We start from the raw sequence: 15,045 nt of genomic DNA, 5'->3' as shown, positions 1-15,045 counted from the left end.
GAGATTTATCTTTTTTCACTTAGTCTCTGGAACATTAGCAATGAATGCGGCCGCAGCACAAGACGCTCCTCTCGTTGGAATTATTATGGGTTCTCAATCTGATTGGGCAACTCTCGAACACACTGCCAATATGCTCAAGCAGCTTGGTGTCCCATTTGAAGCGGAAGTGGTTTCTGCGCACCGTACCCCAGACCGTTTATTCGAATATGCCGAAACTGCGCGTGATCGTGGTATTCAGGTGATTATTGCCGGTGCGGGTGGCGCTGCCCATTTACCGGGCATGTGCGCAGCCAAGACTGATCTTCCAGTGCTGGGTGTGCCGATTAAATCTTCTATTTTAAATGGCGTCGATTCACTGCTGTCGATTGTACAAATGCCGGCCGGAATTGCGGTAGGTACCTTGGCAATTGGTCCGGCCGGTGCCACCAATGCTGCCATTATGGCTGCCCAGATTCTGGGTTTAACGCGTCCAGAGATTGCGAAAAATGTCGCTGATTTCCGTGCAGCGCAAACCGATAAAGTGGCCAGCAACAATATTCCGGGTCAGGCTTAATACGGGACATTCCTTATGAATAAAACCATTGGTATTTTTGGTGGTGGGCAGCTTGGTCGTATGATGGCGCAAGCCGCGTTACCACTCAATATTCAATGTACTTTCTTTGAAGCCAGTGCAGATTGCCCTTCTGCAGCTTTAGGTACAGTCTATTCAAGCGCAGCTGAACACGGTTTGCAGAATTTTATCCAGAGTGCAGATGTATTTAGCCTGGAATTTGAAAATACCCCACTGGCCGATGTTGATGTCTTGACCCAAAGTAAAGCGTTGCATCCGCCGCGTCAGGCGCTGGCGATTGCGCAAAACCGTTTGCAGGAAAAAGCCCTATTTGATGCGCTGCAGATTCCGGTGGCGCCGTATAAGGCGGTTGATTCGCTGGACAGTTTACAGGCGGCGGTGGCTGAATTAGGTCTGCCGATTGTACTGAAAACCGCGACTGGCGGTTATGATGGTAAAGGCCAGTTTGTGCTGCGTAGCGCCGATCAGATTGATCAGGCCTGGGCAGAACTTGGCCCTGCCGGCTCACTGATTGCAGAAAGTTTTGTCACCTTCTCGCGTGAAGTATCGATTATTGCGGTACGTGGCCAAAATGGCGATGTCAAAACCTGGCCATTGGCTGAAAACCATCACCATCACGGGATTTTATCGCACTCGATTGTACCGGCACCGAACAGCATTGACTTGCAACCGGTGGCGCAAGACTACATCACGCGCCTGCTGAATCATCTGAACTATGTTGGTGTGTTGACACTAGAACTATTTGTCACTGAAAAAGGCCTGTATGCCAATGAAATGGCACCACGCGTGCATAATTCAGGGCACTGGTCGATTGAAGGCGCAGTCTGTTCACAGTTTGAAAACCATGTCCGTGCAGTGGCTGGTTTGCCGCTCGGTTCGACTGAGGTGGTGCGCCCAACGGTGATGGTGAATATTATTGGTCAGCATCCAAAGTCGGAAGATGTGTTGGCGTTAAATGGTGCACATCTGCATTTGTACAATAAAACTGAACGCGAAGGCCGTAAAATCGGGCATATTACCCTAATGCCAAACGACAGTCGCGAACTGACGTCACTCTGCCGTCAGCTGGCGAAAATTTTGCCAAATCCGCTGGCCTTGAGTGAAGATATGAGCATTTAACTGCAGATTCGTTTATGAAAACAGCGGTCCCTCAGCGGGCCGCTTTTTTTATGCCAGAAATTCGGGCAAGATTGCGCTCTTTTTTCGCCAGCTGCCATTGGTCGGCTGGTTCAACAACAGGCTTGATTGCTTCAGTCCAGATCTTTTATAACTATAAATGGCTAAAAAACAAACATAAATACAGAGCATCTGAAAAATTAAAAATGAATTCAAACACAGATTTTAAATTTAAATCTGAATATGCAGTTTGAATTTAAAATATCCGCTGAACTTTAAATTCAAAAATATGAATTCAAATCCGGTTGTAGTTTTAAATGGCTTTGTTGCATAAATATGTAAGCATCTGATTTAAATAAATTTAATTTTGGATCAAAAACAATCAAAACTTTTAAAATCATATAGTTATAAAATCTTTGTGCAACAAAGCCGTTTTAAATTTAAAATTTGAATTTAAAACCTGCGAAATAAATTCAAAAACTGCAATTTAAATTTAAAAAGTACAGATTTACGGTCCGGTAGATGGGTTTTGTGGATAAGTTTTGCTGAAATAAATTTAAAAATGATGATTTAAATTTAAAACTCGTGTTGTTTTGTGGGCGTGGATAACTTTTACTGGTTGAAGTCTGAAAAAATGAATTTAAAAGAATGAATTTAAATTTAAAAAATAAGAAAACCTAGATTTGAATTTAAAAATACTCATGATTAGATCTGTGGATAAAATTTTTTAAATTCAAAACTGAAATATGAATTTAAAATGAAGCAAAATAAATTTAAATTTACGTTTTTACCCTGTCATTTTATGGCTCAGCTGTTATGGTAAAACCAGTTTTAAATTCAAATGACATAAGGGATAGTATGCATCGCTTTGCTTTTGTTTTCGGATCTTTGGCATTGGCTGCATCTCAGCTACATGCAGAACTGATTATTAATGGTCAGCCGGTCACCACTACGGCGCCGGTGCCAAGTACCATCCAGCCTCAAAATAATTTCCAGGTCTGTCTGGCCCATTTGCGCGGCCAGGCCATGGCCAAGGGCGTCAGTGGCAGTACTTATGATCGCTACACCCAAAATTTAACGCCAGATTATTCCGTGATTGAACGCCTGAATTATCAGCCGGAATTTTCGACGCCAATCTGGGATTATCTGTCTGGTCTGGTCGATGAAGAACGCGTACAACTGGGCCAGCAAAAACTGGCCGAGCACCGTGAGGTACTGAACCGGGTTGCAGCAGCTTATGGTGTACCGCCAGAAACCGTGGTCGCGGTATGGGGTGTAGAAAGTAATTTTGGTGATATTTCTGGCCGTTATCCGTTATTGCAGGCCTTAGGTACTTTAAGCTGCGAAGGCCGTCGTCAGAGTTATTTCCGCGGCGAATTCTTTGCCGCGATGCGTATTTTACAACGCGGTGATGTGCGTGAAGATCAGCTCAGAGGCTCATGGGCCGGGGCATTTGGTCATACCCAGTTTATGCCATCGACCTATGAAGAACTGGCAGTGGATTTTGATGGTGATGGCCGCCGTGATCTGGTATCAAGCACCACCGATGCCTTGGCATCAACCGCCAATTTCCTGAAAAAACGTGGCTGGCAAAGCGGACAACCGTGGGGCTTTGAAGTGAAATTGCCCGCAGGCATGTCGGTCAGTGGAGAAGGGCGCCGCAATAAAAAATCCTTAAGCAGCTGGGTCAATCGTGGGCTAGTACGAGCCGATGGCAGTGCCTTGATTCAGGGCAATCTTTCAGGCAGCAGTCAGGCCGGTTTGCTGACACCGGCAGGCGGCAATGGCCCGGCTTTCCTGGTGTTTAAAAACTTTGATGCCATTTACAGTTATAACGCCGCGGAAAGTTATGCCTTGGCCATTGCGCATTTATCCGACCGTTTACAGGGCAAAGGCCCGTTTGTGACGGCATGGCCTACCGATGATCCGGGCACTTCACGCGCAGAACGTCGTGAAATCCAGCAGTTTTTATTAAATCGCGGTCATGATATTGGTGCGGTAGATGGCCTGATTGGTGATAAAACCCGTCAGGCGATTCGTCAGGAACAGATCCGCTTGGGCTTAAGTCCCACCGGGCGTGCCGGACAGCAGGTGTTACGCGCTTTTCGTAATGAAAATGCCAAACTGATGATGCTGCAATAAATAAATATGCAATAAAAAGGGCGCCTTATGGCGCCCTGATGTTTATTCAATATCTGAGGTATCAATCTTCACGGCTTCTAAAATATCAAAAATCACCGTGGTTACATCCTGACTCAAATCACGGTTGTTAAACACCTCATAGGCCGTAATGGTGACATCGGTGTCGCTTGGCAGCAGTTTTTGTTCTTCTTCAATCAGGTGATTAACCGGCAACAGGGTCTGTTTGATTTCTAAATGCAGGATATCTTCAAACTCGACATTTTCTTCTTCGAGTTCAATCATCTGCTCATTAAAATACGGCAATAGAATAGAGTAGAGATACGGTTGAATATCGACGATATCAAACAGTTCAATATCACGCGTTTGTTCAATCGTGCTGATGTGGTCATTTACTTCAATCAAAATATGGTAGTAACTCACATTAATCTCCACAAACATTCCTGTTGAAATTGCGGCTTTCACAATAACATGAAATAGTCAGAGAGGGCAGTGCTGTTGGCGATAAAGCCCCGGTTTTCTAGATTAACTTGTAATGAAAAGCATCAAATGTATTTAACGCTGCTGTAAAAGCGCCAAATCAGCGGTAGTTAGCTGAAAATGATCCAGATTTTGCTCCTGCATGAGAGGATGCATCAGGGCATGTGGATCATGGGTATGCCCCAAACCTAGGGCGTGACCGAATTCATGTGCCAAGGTTAAACGCAGATCGGCGGCTGACTGAAACTCATAAATGCGAATGCTTTTACCATCAAAGCTGCCTTTATCAAATAAACGTGGCTGAAAGCGCTGGTTAAATTGCTGCACCGAAGCATCAATTGACTGATTCAGCTGGTTCAGGGCATCGACCTGTTGGTTCAAGCCTGCAATACGCACATTAAACTGTTGAATTTCAGCCTGTAAACTGGCGGTTTGCTGTTCGAGTTGCTGACGCTGCTGCTTTAAAGAGCTGCGCTGCGTGGCCGAGGCGCCACCTTGCTGGTTCAGCTGCTGCACCTGCTGGTTATAGGCATTCAGCTGTTGCTGTAACTGGGCATTTTTAAAGGCCAGCTGCTGGTTCAGTTGCTGAATCTGCTGTTTGACTGCCTGCACTTGGGTCTGCTGGCGTTCCCAGTGCTGCTGCTGTTGCTCAATCTGGCCCATCTGCAGGCGACGCTGTTCCGATTCATGTTGGCGTTCATCATAAATCAGGCGGATTGCCAGTCGCGCTTGTGAATCATAGACAAAATAGTCCTGACCAGTACCCTCTGTCCAGATTTGTGTGGCCTGTTGTGCCAGTTGCACTACTTCGGCATGGCTTAAACCAAAGCGCGGGTCCACTTCGGCAATCCGGTAACGCAGCCGGGTATCCAAAGGTGCCTGAATTCGGGTCAGCAGGCTGTTGTGCTGCAACTGCGGATGCTGCTGGTTCTGATACCACAGCATGGCGGACAGCAGTAACACAATCAGGATTAAGGGACGCATCACGCAGATTGGGCTTCCTGTAGAGAGGGGATAATTAACTGCACATCCGCATCTGTGATTGACCGATTTTCTTTCCTTTATATAACAGGGAAAACGGTCAAGCAGAGTAGGCCAGATGGGGGTGCCTAACTAGCTTAAAAAAGCCGCAGGGTGGAAACAAGTCTTTTTTGCTTTCAAGCAGATATAAAAAAACCGCGCTTACGCGCGGTCTTTTTGTTTAAAGTGACAAATTATTTTTTGTCATCTTTCACTTCAGTGAACTCAGCATCTACAACGCCATCGTCCGCTTTTTGCTGTTGGCCAGCATCACCACCGAAGGCATTCGGGTCAAAACCTTGCGCAGCGCCTTGGCCTTGAGCTGCTTCATATGCACGTTGCGTAATTGGCATGATGATGTTTTGCAGTGCTTCAGTTTTCGCTTTGATCGCGTCAACGTCATTTTCTTTGGTTGCTGCTTCAAGTTCTGAAACTGCTGTTTCTACCGCAGTTTTTTCATCAGCAGTCACTTGTTCGCCAAGATCTTTTACTGCTTTTTGAGCAGAAGAAACCAGGGCATCTGCTTCGTTACGTGCTTTTGCAAGTTCTTCAAACTTACGGTCTTCTTCAGCATTCGCTTCAGCGTCTTTGATCATCGCTTCGATTTCAGCATCAGACAAACCTGAGTTTGCTTTAATCTGGATCGATTGCTCTTTACCCGTGCTCTTGTCTTTCGCAGACACTTTCAAGATACCATCCGCGTTGATGTCGAACGATACTTCAATTTGTGGCACACCACGTGGTGCAGGTGGGATATCACCCAACTGGAAGTTACCCAACAATTTGTTTTGTTGAGCCATTTTACGTTCACCTTGGTAAACCGAAATGTCTACTGCAGGTTGGTTATCTGCCGCTGTAGAGAACACTTGTGATTTTTTCGCAGGGATTGTGGTGTTTTTCTCGATGATTGGCGTTAACACACCACCCATGGTTTCAATACCAAGTGTAAGCGGTGTTACGTCAAGCAGAAGAACGTCGTTCTTGTCACCAGACAATACCGCACCTTGAATTGCTGCACCCATTGCCACAGCTTCATCCGGGTTCACGTCTTTACGTGGCTCTTTACCGAAGAATTCTTGTACTTTTTGTTGTACAAGTGGCATACGAGACTGACCACCCACCAAAATCACGTCAGAGATGTCAGAAGTCGAAAGACCCGCATCTTTCAGTGCAATACGGCAAGGCTCGATGGTACGCGCAACTAAGTCTGCAACCAAACCTTCTAATTTCGCACGTGTTACGTTGATCACCAAGTGTTTAGGACCAGTCGCATCAGCCGTGATGTATGGTAGGTTGATTTCAGTTGCATTCGAAGAAGAAAGCTCGATTTTTGCTTTTTCAGCCGCTTCTTTCAAACGTTGTAACGCCAGTGGATCGTTTTTCAGGTTGACGTTTTGTTCTTTCTTGAACTCTTCAACCAGGTAATCGATCAATGCGTTATCGAAGTCTTCACCACCCAGGAATGTATCTCCGTTAGTCGATAACACTTCAATTTGCTGGTCGCCATCAAGATCCGCAATTTCAATGATCGATACGTCGAAAGTACCACCACCCAAGTCGTAAACTGCAACTTTACGGTCGCCTTCTTTCTTGTCCATACCGAACGCTAACGCCGCAGCAGTAGGTTCGTTGATGATACGTTTAACGTCTAAACCAGCAATTTTACCGGCATCTTTAGTCGCTTGACGCTGTGCATCGTTGAAGTATGCAGGAACGGTTACAACTGCTTCAGTAATAGTTTCACCGAGGTAATCTTCCGCAGTTTTCTTCATTTTTTTCAGAACTTCTGCAGAGATTTGCTGTGGTGCTAATTTTTTGTCGTTAACTTCAACCCAAGCATCGCCATTGTCTGCTTTGATGATTTTGTATGGCACCAGACCGATATCTTTTTGTACCGCTTGGTCTTCATAACGACGACCGATCAGACGTTTGATTGCGAACAAGGTGTTATTCGGGTTGGTTACTGCTTGACGTTTCGCAGACTGACCGACTAGGATTTCGCCATCTTTATACGCAATAATCGATGGGGTTGTACGCGCGCCTTCAGCGTTTTCAATTACTTTAACTTTATCGCCTTCAAGTACTGCAACACATGAGTTGGTTGTACCTAAGTCAATACCAATGATTTTAGCCATTTGGATGTTTCCTCAAAAATTTTATTGTGCTTTACACTTGTTATCCGATATGAGAGCCGTTCAATTTTTTTCAAGTTAAAAATATGAAAAAATTTCACCAACTCCCGAATTTATGAGGCTTAAGCGCCGACCATAACCATTGCAGGACGCAATAAACGGCCATTTAAGCTATAACCTTTTTGCAGTACATTGCCAATTTCGTTGGCTTTGGCTGTCGGATCAATGCCCACCGCCTGATGTAAATCTGCATTGAAACCGTTCGCGGTATCTACCGCCACAATGCCGAATTTCTCTAAAGTCGTCAGCAGTGATTTCAGCGTCAGTTCCACCCCTTCAGACAGCGGGGTTTTTTCTTCGCCAGCTGCGGCAATAGCACGTTCCAGGTTATCTACGCTATCGAGCAGTTCTTTGGCAAATTTCTCCAGCACTGCTTCTTTATGCTTTTCAGATTCACGCTGAATACGCTCGACACTCTTTTGCGCTTCATACACTGCATTGGCGGTACGCGCTTTTTCAAGTTTTAAATCGCCTTCGAGCTGCGCAATCTGTTCTTGTAAAGACTCAACGGAAACGTCTGCCTGCTCGGTTTCAGCTTGAGTTTGGGTAGTGTCTTGTTCTACTTGCTCTTGTTGCAGATCTTGAGCGTCTTGGTTGTGCTCGGTTGCCATTGATTTACTCCGTTTAAATGGGTTCTTAAACATGTACAGTCCTTCTGGCATCAGTATTGACTGGTTCATTCTGAACTGCCATGAGTGATGAATTTCGTAATTATTAAAGAAGTCGGGGCAGGGGATAAAAATTCAAGCGGTGCCAGTCATTAAATCTGCAGAAATCTGCTGAAAAAACATACATTCTTTTAATTTTTGATCTTTTTAGTAGGGATAGCACAGTAAGATACTATGGGGCTGAAACGCCAATTTGTGTGAAAATGATTTTAATTTTAAGTCTGGATAAATTTTGTAGATGCTATTGAGTTGTCTATAAAAAATTTTAAGTTGATTATTCTTTATACATAAAAACGATCAGAATGAGTGAAAAATACTATTTTACAGGGTGAGGTCAACTTTGTATGATTGCGCCCAGATTCTATCGCTGTAGTTTCTTTTGATATTTTCTTAAAATGTGTTTTCTGGCTTATCCGCCCTCTGGATAAGCCTTTTTTTTGCCCTGAAGATTTAAAAGTACCGCATTTACACTGTTATCTTTTCGCAAAACTAGTCGTATGTTGTGTAGAGCACGCTGTTTTCTCCCTCTAAAATAATTCTGCACTTTCGTCTTTTTTATTGCTGTAATCTATAATAAAAACAGCAGATTAATCCTGCTGATTCCTTCCATTGGCTGTAAAAACAGCTGCATCTTCATGTTTATAAAAAACTGCATAACTCGTACCGGTGGATATAAAAATTTAACTTTTTATCCGCCGAGCCAGCACCGAAATTTTGAAAGTATAGCCAGCGCAAAGTTGGACTTTGTATTTATGAACTACTCGGAGCTAAAGCAACCGAGTTTCCGTAGTGCAACCTAAGTCGCACACATCTCTTTTGACGCTTCTACGGTACTGCGAAAAGAAGCTTTGACACCTCTAGTCGTCTTACGAACACCTCCACGCCCACTAGATGATAAATAATTACCATCCAACTGTGTTCCACAGTCTAAAACTAATTTAATTGCTCTGTTCTTAATAACAATTGATGCATTGTGATCTGCATTATCAGCATGTCCACAACTCACGCACTTAAACCTGTCTTGGCTTTTGCGATTGTCGGGGTGAGTGTGACCGCATGAAGCGCACTCCTGACTTGTGTAAGAAGCATGAACCGTAAATACAGCCTTACCTAATTTGACTGATTTATACGTTAAGAATTCTGAAATTCTGTGCCATCCTACATTGAGAATAGCTTTGTTTAACCCTGCTTTAGCTTTAGCCTTATTTGGAATAAAACGTCCGAATTTATCTTTCTTAGGGTTAGGCTTTTTGGTCATCTGTTTGGTATTTAGTTTCTCAAAAATAAATACCTGACCGAATCCATTAGCTAAACTACGACTTGTCTTATGAGCAAAGTCCTTGCGAATATTGGCTTTCTTAGAGTGATGCACCGCAATTCGATGTTTGGTCTTAGCTCTTCGGTTTGAGCCTTTGATTTGTCGAGCAAGTTTTCTTTGCAGTCGCTTAATGTAGCGATCTGCTTTTGTTAAATGATTCTTTTGTTCTTTAGAGAAATCAAATTCTTCATAGCCTGCATGAACAGGAATGGTGACACCACGATCTATACCAACCACTATTTTTTGTAGTTGTTCTTCGTCCATGCCCTGCAAATGATCTAACTGTCTTTTGGCGTATTTTTTAGCATCGAATTTCTTGCCGTCAAACTCTTGAATCTCAACACCATCTTCATAGCAGAAAGAAACGAAATATTGACCTCGTTCTTTGCTAATGTGGATGGATTTTGGCTCTTTAAACTCAGCATGAGCTTTAAAATTTAAAGCTCCGATATTGAATTTCTTACTGCCAATAAATAATTTACGCTTATTGTTTTCTACTCGAAACTCAAATAAATCAGAGGTTAGGTGAACAGAACCTTTATCTGTCTTCTTTTTACGTTTTGGTCGCCCACACACACCCTTAATGGATTTTTTGAGTGTGTTGTACCAATTAACGGTTGAGTTCTTTTGAATGGTGCTAGGACAGTTTGCAAGCCAAGAGCTTAATTCATTCGATTTAAAGTGAGAATATTTCTGATCTTGGGTTTCATAATAGTGATTGTATGGTGTGAATTTGCGAGCAAAACCACGATAGTATTTATCTTCATCACATTTGGCATTCCAAATAAAACGAGCACAACCCATCCACTGACTTAAAATCAGCTTTTGATGTTCAGTTGGATACACCCTTAACCTGATGCCTGTTAGCAATTAAAAACCTCTAGTGAATACGCTTATTTTAGCTTAAAATAAGATCAATGTAAATCTAGTGTGTGGTTAATATGTACGAGTGGAGAACAGGTAGATCATGTGTTTTTAACAATATTGTTCATTTAGTATTTGTTACGAAATACCGAAGAGATGTATTAACAATGGAAATGCTTACTTCTTTAAATGAGATTATGAAAGAAACTTGCTTGCAAATGAATTGTGAACTCATTGAGTTTAATGGCGAGGATGATCATATTCACATGCTTGTAAGTGTTCACCCTAAACATTCAGTGTCTAATTTAGTGGGTAAACTAAAGGGCAAAAGCTCTTATGTTTTAAGACGATCTTATTGGGATGAAATTAAGGGAAAATTATGGGGCAACCACTTTTGGCCGCCTAGTTATTGCGTTGTATCTTGTGGTGGTGCAAGTTTAGAAGTTGTTAAAAAGTATATCGAAAACCAAAGAACACCAACTTCTGAAAAAAATGCAAAAAAATCCAAGTCACTAAAAAAGAGCTAACTCGGCCTTAAAAGAGCGAGAATGCGCTCTTTATGCTTGTTCAATAAATGAGGATCGAATGATGAAAAAAATGGGTGTATTGGCTGTGGCCTTGTTTGCTGGACTGGCGGTGGTAGGTTGTAGCAGTCATGAAACGGCACAGGCACCAGAAGTGGCACAAAATCCGGAGCAACCTGAAACGGTACAGGTGACTACCATGCCGATAGAAGCGGGGGGCTGAAGTGGGCGTAGCCGCAGAAGTCACTGCCCCGGCCGCTGCTGCACCAGCAGGGCCGGAAGCACCGGCGGTTGAGGCACAGCCACAGCCCTAAATTCAACGCTGTCTATTTCAAATGAAACAGGACTATCAATTTAAATCAGGGAGGAAAATTTAACTTCTCAACAGGGAGATCAAACTAATAGGCCAGGGAAGGTCATGCTATTTTCACTATTATTATTGAAGGTCGTTATTTTTCTGTTACAGCGCTTTCAATCAAAGCACCTGGCAAAAATAAAAACCTGAAAGCCAGTTTTCGGGTTTTTAAACTGTGCATCGTACGCTGTCAAATACAGGATTAATCACGACGGTCACGTTGCCGTTTGCGATATTCTTCCATCCGTTTACGCTGTTCTTCGACCCGTTTTTTACGCTGCTCTTGCTGTTTGCGTTCGACTTGCTGGCGTTTACGGTTCAGTTCGGCGCGTCGTTCGCGTTCCCGTTGTAACTGCTGACGGCTTTGTTCGGCACGTTTACGTTCCAGTTCACGTTTTTGTCGATCCCACTGCGCTTCGCGTTGACGTTGTTGCTGTAAGCGTTTTTGACGTTGTTCATGTTCCCAATGCTGACGTTCTGTCATGCGGCGATAATCATAGTTACGGTCGTAATCCCGGTCATAACGGTGATCATAGCGGCCATTGTAGTGGCCATCTTCAGGGAACGCGACACAACCGACCGCTAAAAATACGGTCGCACAGGAAACCAAGAGGAGTTTTCTAGACATGGTGAGCGTCCTTTTTCTATCCGGATTAGCAAAATCAATCCCTCTGTATCATCAAAATTGTCAATGACACCTTATAGAAATAAGATTAGCGTATATAAATTCTGAATATGTAGGTCGATGACTGGACTTCTATAACGAAATAGTCACTAAACTACTGATCATGTAGAAAATGTGAAGAATGAATAAAAAAGGAAGATGATAGATGAGTGCGTATCAACAGAAACTGCAAAAAATCATTGATAACAGTCAGGGTACGGTGGTGCGAACACTCGATCATTTACCGTGTGTGGCGCAGGAATCACTGGCGCGCGCCTTGGGCTATCCTTATCAGTATCCGCAACTTGATCCCCTCATTAAATGCATGATGGCGGCCCAAATCAAGCAGGGGCGTATCGGTTTTATTGGCGAAAATCCGGCGCAATCGCGTCAGGCTTTTGATACTCAGATGAAGGCGATCCGTAAACAGCCGACCTATGTCAAACGGGTCGAAGATTTACGTTTAAGCCTGCAAAGTGGCACCATTTCAGCCCGTTATTATCATCCTGCACCGCATAAAAAACTGCCGTTGATTGTGTTTTATCATGGTGGTGGTTTTGTGGTGGGCAATCTCGATACCCATGATGAAGTTTGCCGGCTATTGGCGCATGCCGCTCAGGCGCAGGTGGTCAGTGTCGATTATCCACTGACCCCCGAGGTTTCACCGACACAGCTGATTCAGTGCTGTGAAGATGCTTTGGCTTGGGTGTATCAGCATCGCCGTCAATTTAATATTCTGAAAAACCGTATTGCCGTGGCGGGTGACAGTGCCGGTGCCAATATTGCTACGGTGGTGTCACAGCGTAGTAAAAATACCGCCTATGCACCGCATGCCCAGTTACTGATTTATCCAGTGGTGGATTTTAAAAGCCGTCATCCGTCGTTCTTTGCCTATAAAGATGGTCTGGTACTGACTGAGCAGGATATTGATTTCGTCACCGAGTATTATGCGTTACAGCACAATATGGCACTGGATGATGCCCTGATTTCACCAACCTACGGCAATTTAAGAAAACTGCCGCCGACCTTTATTGTGACGGCCGGGCATGATGTGCTGCACGATGAAGCGGAAATTTATGCGCACAAGCTGCGTCAGCAAGGGGTCAAAGTCCAATATAAGGAATATACCGACCAGACCCATGGTTTTATTAATTTAACCCCGGTTTCGCGCCGTGCTAAAAAACTCACGCTCGAGCTGGGCAAGAATTTCAGAAAATTTTGGGATCGACCACGCTTCTTTTAAAAGGGGTAACTTAAAAAGGCCGACTCAGATTTTTCTGGTTTCACGTGGAACAGCGGTTTTGGTTTTAATCTGCGCTTCGGGGAATAACAGATCAAACTCCGGTACATAAAAACTTTGTAATAGTCGGGCCTGGGAAAAATCAGGAAAAATATCCTGGGTATTTTGCCATTCCACCGTTTTGAGTTTAGATAAACGGCCGCGAAACTTCGGACTAAACTGGTAGCGCTGGCCTTGCCAGGCCTGCTGAATGGATAAAAATGAAGTCGGAATATGGTGACTATTGATATAAAACGAGGTGCTGTTTTTCGGCCGCTCCAGACAAATTGACATCTCTTGCTGCTGATGACGCACAATACAATAGGTGCGACCTTCTTTTTCTAGCCATTCAAATTCGGCCAGCTCTTTCGGAATACCCCATAATTGCTGGCCATGCACTAAAGAAGCTTCGGTCGATACATAAATCTTGGGAATGGTCGATAAGCGATGTTTATATAATAAAGGATGATCCATAATTAACAGTTCATCATATGGACCCACTGGTGAATCCTGATAACGGATCAGCATCACATTGACCATGCGTCCTAAAGGAGATGGGGCTAGCCGAAAACGCTTGGCTGTTTTCAGGAAAAAAGGGTTTAGCCAATAATTCAAAATAAAAGCATCGCCGTGTAAGCGCCAAGGCGGATGCGCAAAAATCTGGTTCTGGATATTGTTATTCATCTTATTCTCAGGATTTGAAAGGAACAGCTAATGTTTTCTTCATACTGAACAATTAATATAAGTGAAGCAAAACATCAAACCACGGATTCGTAAAGAAATGTTAAAACGTAGCGTTCTTATGGCCGCCAGCCTTGCCCTTAGTGCCTCTGCATGGGCTGCCAATTCAATGATTGAAATGAAAACCTCGATGGGCAATATTGAAATTGAACTGTTTAATGACAAAGCGCCGTTGTCAGCAGCCAATTTTGAAAAATATGTCAGCAGCAGTTTTTATACCGGTACTATTTTCCATCGCGTCATTCCGGGTTTTATGATTCAGGGTGGCGGTATGGATGCAGCCATGGTGGAACGTCCGAATACCCGTCCACCAGTCAGAAATGAATCCTATAATGGCCTGAGCAATCAGCGTGGTACTCTGGCGATGGCACGGACCAATCATCCCGATTCAGCCAAAAGCCAGTTTTTTATTAATCTGGTCGATAACGACTTCCTGAATAAAAGTCCACGCAATGCCGGTTATGCCGTGTTTGGCCGTGTTACCAAGGGGATGGATGTGGTCGATAAAATTGCCAAAGTACCAACCCGCAATGTTGGTGTGCACCAGAATGTTCCGGCTCAACCGGTGAAAATCCTGAGTGTGAAGATAAAACCGGCAACGGCAAAAAATTAACGAAAATAAAAAGCAGAAATATAAATTAAATATTTCTGCTTTAAAATTAGAAGCTTATTTCAAAGATTGGGTAAAAATGCTCCATATTGGTGCATAAAAAAGAAACACTCGATAAAACAAGATGCTAAAAGCACTTGCGTGTGTAAGAAATTGTCCTATAATGCACCCCATACCGACGAGATACACGGTGATGAACGAGGCGGATCGCTGAGTTGTCGAGTGTTTTGAGTCCAGCTTCTGGCACTGACGAGGTGTTGGAAAGATCATTAAGAGATTATGAAGAACAACTTGTGTGGATTTTTACTGGTTGATTAATCGAAAATATTTTCATTAATTGATTGGTTTAAATTACTCGAAGTTTATTTGAGCGAATTTAAGTCAGAAATTGATGAGCCAGATTTGGTCACTTCGAATAAAGTGACAAAATGATTTTAACTGAAGAGTTTGATCATGGCTCAGATTGAACGCTGGCGGCAGGCTTAACACATGCAAGTCGAGCGG

Annotated in this window: 15 protein-coding genes and 1 rRNA gene; 9 read left to right on the top strand and 7 right to left on the bottom strand. The window is 43.6% G+C overall.

Annotation, left to right across the window (positions count from 1 at the left end; genetic code table 11):
- Positions 1-40: 40 nt before the first annotated feature.
- The 4 genes from purE (at position 41) to P253_RS14985 (ending at position 3,829) form a co-directional block, all read left to right on the top strand.
- Positions 41-553, top strand: a complete 513-nt coding sequence (gene purE, locus P253_RS15000; RefSeq protein WP_016659783.1) for a 5-(carboxyamino)imidazole ribonucleotide mutase — start codon at positions 41-43, stop codon at positions 551-553.
- Between the two features lie 15 nt (positions 554-568).
- Positions 569-1,690 carry a 5-(carboxyamino)imidazole ribonucleotide synthase gene (locus P253_RS14995; protein WP_016659784.1) on the top strand — a complete coding sequence of 374 codons (1,122 nt, stop codon included), beginning with the start codon at positions 569-571 and terminating at the stop codon, positions 1,688-1,690.
- 14 nt (positions 1,691-1,704) lie between these two features.
- On the top strand, positions 1,705-1,941 hold the full coding sequence (locus P253_RS14990; RefSeq protein ID WP_035363684.1) for a hypothetical protein: 237 nt from the start codon (positions 1,705-1,707) through the stop codon (positions 1,939-1,941).
- A gap of 604 nt (positions 1,942-2,545) precedes the next feature.
- On the top strand, positions 2,546-3,829 hold the full coding sequence (locus tag P253_RS14985) for a lytic murein transglycosylase (RefSeq protein WP_016659785.1): 1,284 nt from the start codon (positions 2,546-2,548) through the stop codon (positions 3,827-3,829).
- A gap of 42 nt (positions 3,830-3,871) precedes the next feature.
- Here the strand turns inward: P253_RS14985 and P253_RS14980 are convergent, their stop codons facing one another.
- From P253_RS14980 to P253_RS14960, 5 genes are all read right to left on the bottom strand, one after another.
- Complete coding sequence (locus tag P253_RS14980) at positions 3,872-4,261, bottom strand: hypothetical protein (protein WP_162182855.1); 390 nt, start codon at positions 4,259-4,261, stop codon at positions 3,872-3,874.
- Positions 4,262-4,381: 120 nt separating this feature from the next.
- On the bottom strand, positions 4,382-5,290 hold the full coding sequence (locus P253_RS14975) for a matrixin family metalloprotease (protein WP_016659786.1): 909 nt from the start codon (positions 5,288-5,290) through the stop codon (positions 4,382-4,384).
- Between the two features lie 230 nt (positions 5,291-5,520).
- The gene (gene dnaK / locus P253_RS14970) at positions 5,521-7,461 is read right to left on the bottom strand and encodes a molecular chaperone DnaK (protein ID WP_016659787.1); all 1,941 of its coding nucleotides are present in this window, start codon (positions 7,459-7,461) and stop codon (positions 5,521-5,523) included.
- Positions 7,462-7,580: 119 nt separating this feature from the next.
- On the bottom strand, positions 7,581-8,129 hold the full coding sequence (grpE, locus tag P253_RS14965; RefSeq protein ID WP_005181051.1) for a nucleotide exchange factor GrpE: 549 nt from the start codon (positions 8,127-8,129) through the stop codon (positions 7,581-7,583).
- A gap of 853 nt (positions 8,130-8,982) precedes the next feature.
- A complete protein-coding gene (locus P253_RS14960; RefSeq protein ID WP_023274438.1) occupies positions 8,983-10,374 on the bottom strand; it encodes an RNA-guided endonuclease InsQ/TnpB family protein in 1,392 nt (463 codons plus the stop codon).
- Positions 10,375-10,445: 71 nt separating this feature from the next.
- Between P253_RS14960 and tnpA the strand changes: the two genes are divergently transcribed.
- On the top strand, positions 10,446-10,895 hold the full coding sequence (tnpA, locus tag P253_RS14955; protein WP_171066728.1) for an IS200/IS605 family transposase: 450 nt from the start codon (positions 10,446-10,448) through the stop codon (positions 10,893-10,895).
- 58 nt (positions 10,896-10,953) lie between these two features.
- The gene (locus P253_RS15825) at positions 10,954-11,115 is read left to right on the top strand and encodes a hypothetical protein (RefSeq protein WP_016659790.1); all 162 of its coding nucleotides are present in this window, start codon (positions 10,954-10,956) and stop codon (positions 11,113-11,115) included.
- A gap of 334 nt (positions 11,116-11,449) precedes the next feature.
- Here the strand turns inward: P253_RS15825 and P253_RS14950 are convergent, their stop codons facing one another.
- Positions 11,450-11,875: a hypothetical protein gene (locus P253_RS14950; RefSeq protein WP_016659791.1), complete on the bottom strand. Its 426-nt coding sequence runs from the start codon at positions 11,873-11,875 to the stop codon at positions 11,450-11,452.
- 202 nt (positions 11,876-12,077) lie between these two features.
- On the opposite strand from P253_RS14950, the gene P253_RS14945 reads away from it, so the two are divergent.
- Positions 12,078-13,154: a di-butyl phthalate-hydrolyzing esterase gene (locus P253_RS14945; RefSeq protein WP_005181046.1), complete on the top strand. Its 1,077-nt coding sequence runs from the start codon at positions 12,078-12,080 to the stop codon at positions 13,152-13,154.
- A 24-nt stretch (positions 13,155-13,178) separates the two neighbouring features.
- Here P253_RS14945 and P253_RS14940 read toward each other — a convergent pair whose 3' ends face one another.
- A complete protein-coding gene (locus P253_RS14940) occupies positions 13,179-13,874 on the bottom strand; it encodes an acetoacetate decarboxylase family protein (protein WP_016659792.1) in 696 nt (231 codons plus the stop codon).
- A gap of 97 nt (positions 13,875-13,971) precedes the next feature.
- On the opposite strand from P253_RS14940, the gene P253_RS14935 reads away from it, so the two are divergent.
- Entirely contained in the window at positions 13,972-14,544 is a 573-nt protein-coding gene (locus P253_RS14935; RefSeq protein WP_016659793.1) for a peptidylprolyl isomerase, read from the top strand.
- 432 nt (positions 14,545-14,976) lie between these two features.
- Positions 14,977-15,045 (top strand): 16S ribosomal RNA (locus P253_RS14930); the annotation flags it as partial.

It is taken from the genome of Acinetobacter indicus CIP 110367, from assembly GCF_000488255.1.
Classification (GTDB): Bacteria; Pseudomonadota; Gammaproteobacteria; order Pseudomonadales; family Moraxellaceae; genus Acinetobacter; species Acinetobacter indicus.
Note: the sequence above shows the minus strand (reverse complement) of the source record. Positions and strands in the feature narration are given on the sequence as shown.

What these genes read in the sequence shown, in the direction of transcription:
- purE (WP_016659783.1), top strand. Translation starts at nt 41, where the DNA reads ATGAATGCGGCCGCAGCACAAGACGCTCCTCTCGTTGGAATTATTATG.
- P253_RS14995 (WP_016659784.1), top strand. Translation starts at nt 569, where the DNA reads ATGAATAAAACCATTGGTATTTTTGGTGGTGGGCAGCTTGGTCGTATG.
- P253_RS14990 (WP_035363684.1), top strand. Translation starts at nt 1,705, where the DNA reads ATGAAAACAGCGGTCCCTCAGCGGGCCGCTTTTTTTATGCCAGAAATT.
- P253_RS14985 (WP_016659785.1), top strand. Translation starts at nt 2,546, where the DNA reads ATGCATCGCTTTGCTTTTGTTTTCGGATCTTTGGCATTGGCTGCATCT.
- P253_RS14975 (WP_016659786.1), bottom strand. Translation starts at nt 5,290, where the DNA reads ATGCGTCCCTTAATCCTGATTGTGTTACTGCTGTCCGCCATGCTGTGG.
- dnaK (WP_016659787.1), bottom strand. Translation starts at nt 7,461, where the DNA reads ATGGCTAAAATCATTGGTATTGACTTAGGTACAACCAACTCATGTGTT.
- grpE (WP_005181051.1), bottom strand. Translation starts at nt 8,129, where the DNA reads ATGGCAACCGAGCACAACCAAGACGCTCAAGATCTGCAACAAGAGCAA.
- tnpA (WP_171066728.1), top strand. Translation starts at nt 10,446, where the DNA reads ATGTACGAGTGGAGAACAGGTAGATCATGTGTTTTTAACAATATTGTT.
- P253_RS15825 (WP_016659790.1), top strand. Translation starts at nt 10,954, where the DNA reads ATGATGAAAAAAATGGGTGTATTGGCTGTGGCCTTGTTTGCTGGACTG.
- P253_RS14950 (WP_016659791.1), bottom strand. Translation starts at nt 11,875, where the DNA reads ATGTCTAGAAAACTCCTCTTGGTTTCCTGTGCGACCGTATTTTTAGCG.
- P253_RS14945 (WP_005181046.1), top strand. Translation starts at nt 12,078, where the DNA reads ATGAGTGCGTATCAACAGAAACTGCAAAAAATCATTGATAACAGTCAG.
- P253_RS14940 (WP_016659792.1), bottom strand. Translation starts at nt 13,874, where the DNA reads ATGAATAACAATATCCAGAACCAGATTTTTGCGCATCCGCCTTGGCGC.
- P253_RS14935 (WP_016659793.1), top strand. Translation starts at nt 13,972, where the DNA reads ATGTTAAAACGTAGCGTTCTTATGGCCGCCAGCCTTGCCCTTAGTGCC.